Source organism: Brevundimonas sp. AAP58, from assembly GCF_001295975.1.
Taxonomy (GTDB): domain Bacteria; phylum Pseudomonadota; class Alphaproteobacteria; order Caulobacterales; family Caulobacteraceae; genus Brevundimonas.
Genome location: NZ_LJHU01000006.1, coordinates 1 through 3,593, shown reverse-complemented (window position 1 = coordinate 3,593; position 3,593 = coordinate 1). Strand labels below are relative to the sequence as shown.

Here is a 3,593-nt window from a genome sequence, read left to right as displayed (position 1 = left end):
CCCCTCATCCGCCCCTCCGGGGCACCTTCTCCCGCAAGGGGAGAAGGAACCTGGGACGTCGCCGCGAACATCTCGCCTCAGTGCAACCGACGCGCTAATCTCTCGCCCATGCCCACGCTCGTCCTCCTCGCCGGTCCGAACGGGGCCGGGAAGACCACCTTCATCAACCGCTTCCTTCGCCAGCGCGCGGAGACGTTCCAGTTCGTCAATCCCGACGAGGTCGCTCGCAGCCTGTCAGGCCTTGGCTCGGCTCGCGACCTGGCGGCCGGACGGCTGGTTCTGGAGCGGCTTGACCAGCTTTTCGCGGAGCGCGCCGACGTCGTGCTGGAGACGACGCTGGCCACCCGATCCCACGCGGTGCGCATCCGCGACTGGCGAAAGGGAGGCTATCGGGTCGAGCTCGTCTACCTTCGGCTGCCCTCGGCGGACCATTCGGTCGCGCGCGTGGCGCACCGCGTCGCCCGAGGCGGCCACGGCATTCCCGAGGAGACACTGCGCCGCCGCTTCCTGCTCAGCCTCGAGTATCTTGAGACCGTCTACAAGCCGATCATGGACAGCTGGGAAGTCTGGGCCAGTGGCGGCGACGACCCCGAACTGCTAGATTGGCATCCACGATGAGCACGATCTTTGACCGCGAGACGACGTTGAAGGCCCTGCGCGACGCCGCCTGGGTGGCCAAGCACGGCACGCGCGAGGAACAGTCCGGCAAGTTCCTGCCGCCCCCCGGCTGGAAGGGTCACCTCGTCACCGCCGCCGACGCCCCGGTGAAGCCCCGGAAGACCAAGGCGGCGTAGAGCGCCTCTTTTCTTTCGTCATTCCGGGCGGACCCCGGCGAAAGCCGGGGGGAGACCCGGAACAAGGCGGCGCGCGACAGCGCGAACCTGCCGCGCACGAGTCTGCTGACGCATTTCGCCTGCGCTTCGCTTCGGCGCCGCTGGGTTCCGGGTCTCTGGTCGCTGCGCTCCCGGCGCCCGGAATGACGAAAGAGATAAGCTGGTGGGATGGGTCAAACCTCCCCCACAATCCTCCGCAACGCCTCCTCGAACACCGCCGCCGGCTGGCCGCCGCTGATCAGGTATTTCCCCTCCACCACCACCGCCGGGACCGCGTTGATCCCCCGGGCGCGCCACAGCTGTTCCTCGGCCCGCACCTCGGCGGCGTAGAGGTCGTCGGCCAGGACCTCGACGGCCTTGTCCCGATCCAGCCCCGCTGCCGCCGCCGCATCGGCCAGCACGCCCGCGTCCGCCAGCGAGCGATTTTCGGTGAAATGCGCGCGGAACAGCGCCGCCTTCAGCGCCCTCTGCGGGGCCGCCCCCACCGTCCCGGCCCAGTGCAGCAGGCGGTGGGCGTCAAACGTGTTCCAGATGCGGCTGCCCGGCCCCATCCGCATTTCAAACCCCTCCCAGGCCTCGGCGGCGCGCTCGGTGATCATCGCCCGGTTCGCCGCCGACTGCTCGGGCGTGGAGCCGTACTTCTTCGCGATATGCTCGCCGACGTTCTCGCCCTCGGCCGCCATGCCGGGGTTCAGTTCGAACGGCTGGAACGACACCTCGGCCGTGATCCCCTCGCCCCTCAGCCGCTCCAGCGCCCCTTCCAGCCCGCCCAGCCCCACCACGCACCAGGGGCAGACCACGTCCGAGACGAAGTCGATCTTCAGCGTGCGGGTCATGCGGCGTCTCCTTGGGGCGCGGGCGTCGCGCCGAACGCGATCCTCAGGCGTACGCCTGGATCGGCCGCACCTCCAGCGTGTCGGCCTGGATCGCGCCGATCCCCTGCGCCGCCGCCAGCGCCCCTGCGATGGTTGTGTAGTAGGGGATCTTCTGCATCAGGGCCGTGCGGCGCAGGCTGAAGCTGTCCTGCAGGGACTGCTTGCCCTCGGTGGTGTTGATGACCAGCTGGACATCGCCGTTCTTCATGGCGTCGACGATGTTGGGCCGACCCTCCAGCACCTTCTTGACGAAGCCGACGGGCAGGCCCTGCGCCGTCAGATGGGCGTGGGTGCCGCCGGTGGCGATGACCTCGAACCCCTGCTTCAGCAACAGGGCCGCGACCTCGACGGCGAAGGGCTTGTCGTCGTCCTTGACCGAGATGAAGGCGCAGCCGCCGGTCGGAAGCCTGGTCCCGCCGCCGATCTGGGACTTGGCGAAGGCGCGGGCGAAGGCGGGGGCCATGTCGGCCTCTCCGGGGCGCTTGAAGTCCAGCCCCATGACCTCGCCGGTCGAGCGCATCTCCGGCCCCAGCACGGTGTCGACGCCCGCGAACCGGGCAAAGGGGAACACCGCCTCCTTGACCGCGATGTGGTCGTAAGGGGCGTCCGTCAGGCCGAAGGACGACAGGGGCACGCCCGCCATCACCTTGGCGGCGATGGAGGCGACCGGCACGCCGATGGTCTTGGCCACGAAGGGGGCCGTGCGGCTGGCGCGCGGATTGACCTCCAGCACGAAGATGCGGGGATTGGCGCTGTGCGGCTCCTCGATGGCGAACTGCACATTCATCAGGCCGCGCACCTTCAGGGCGCGCGCCATGGCCTCGGTCTGGCGCTTCAGCTCGGCGACGGTGGCGTCCGACAGGGACCACGGCGGCATGGAGCAGGCGCTGTCGCCGGAATGGACCCCGGCCTCCTCGATGTGCTCCAGCACGCCGGCGACGAAGACCGTGTCGTCGTCGCACAGGGCGTCGACGTCGACCTCGGTCGCGCGGTTCAGATAGTGGTCGATCAGGACGGGATCCTCGCCCGAGACCCGCATGGCCTCGTGCACATAGCGGTCCAGCTGCTCGCGATCGTGGACGATCATCATGCCCCGGCCGCCCAGCACATAGGACGGGCGCAGCACGACCGGATAGCCGACCCGGTCCGCTTCCCGGGCGGCTTCTTCCGGGCTGCGGGCCAGACCGTTCGGCGGCTGCAGCAGGCCGATGTCGTTGAGCATGACCTGGAACCGCTCGCGGTCCTCGGCCAGGTCGATGGAGTCCAGGCTGGTGCCCAGGATCGGCACGCCGTCCTCATGCAGCGCATGGGCCAGCTTCAGCGGGGTCTGGCCGCCGAACTGGACGACGCAGCCGATCAGCTCGCCCTTCGACTGCTCGACGGCGATGAGTTCGAGGACGTCCTCGGCCGTCAGGGGTTCGAAATAGAGACGGTCGGAGGTGTCGTAGTCGGTCGAGACCGTCTCCGGATTGCAGTTCACCATGATCGACTCGACGCCGATGTCGGCGAAGGCGAAGGCCGCGTGGCAGCAGCAGTAGTCGAACTCGATCCCTTGCCCGATCCGGTTCGGGCCGCCGCCCAGAATGATCGCCTTCTTCCTGTCGGTCGGCTGGGATTCGCAGACGGGGACCTGGCCGAGCGCGCCGGTCTCATAGGTCGAATACATATAGGCGGTGGCGCTGGCGAACTCGGCCGCGCAGGTGTCGATGCGCTTGAAGACGGGGCGGACGTTCAGGGCGCGGCGAAGCTTGCGCACCTCCCGTTCGGTCGTCCCCGTCAGCTGGGCCAACCGCGCGTCCGAGAAGCCCATCGATTTCAGTCGACGGACTTCCGAGGCTCCCTTCCCCTGGAGGGGGAAGGGCTGGGGATGGGGTGGAGGCACGGC

At 68.9% G+C, this 3,593-nt stretch carries 4 protein-coding genes; 2 read left to right on the top strand and 2 right to left on the bottom strand.

Annotated features, from left to right (window positions below):
• Positions 1-618, top strand: a 618-nt coding sequence (locus IP78_RS00850) for an AAA family ATPase (protein WP_156320229.1), incomplete at its 5' end; no start/stop codon positions are given.
• Positions 615-794, top strand: coding sequence for a hypothetical protein (locus IP78_RS00845; RefSeq protein WP_054109826.1), 180 nt, complete (start codon positions 615-617; stop codon positions 792-794). The genes IP78_RS00850 and IP78_RS00845, both read left to right, overlap by 4 nt.
• 212 nt (positions 795-1,006) lie before the next feature.
• On the opposite strand, the gene IP78_RS00840 is transcribed toward IP78_RS00845, so the two are convergent.
• Positions 1,007-1,669, bottom strand: a complete 663-nt coding sequence (locus IP78_RS00840) for a DsbA family oxidoreductase (RefSeq protein WP_054109825.1) — start codon at positions 1,667-1,669, stop codon at positions 1,007-1,009.
• A gap of 43 nt (positions 1,670-1,712) precedes the next feature.
• Positions 1,713-3,593: carbamoyl-phosphate synthase large subunit (gene carB / locus IP78_RS00835; protein WP_156320228.1), on the bottom strand; the 1,881-nt coding region annotated here is incomplete at its 5' end.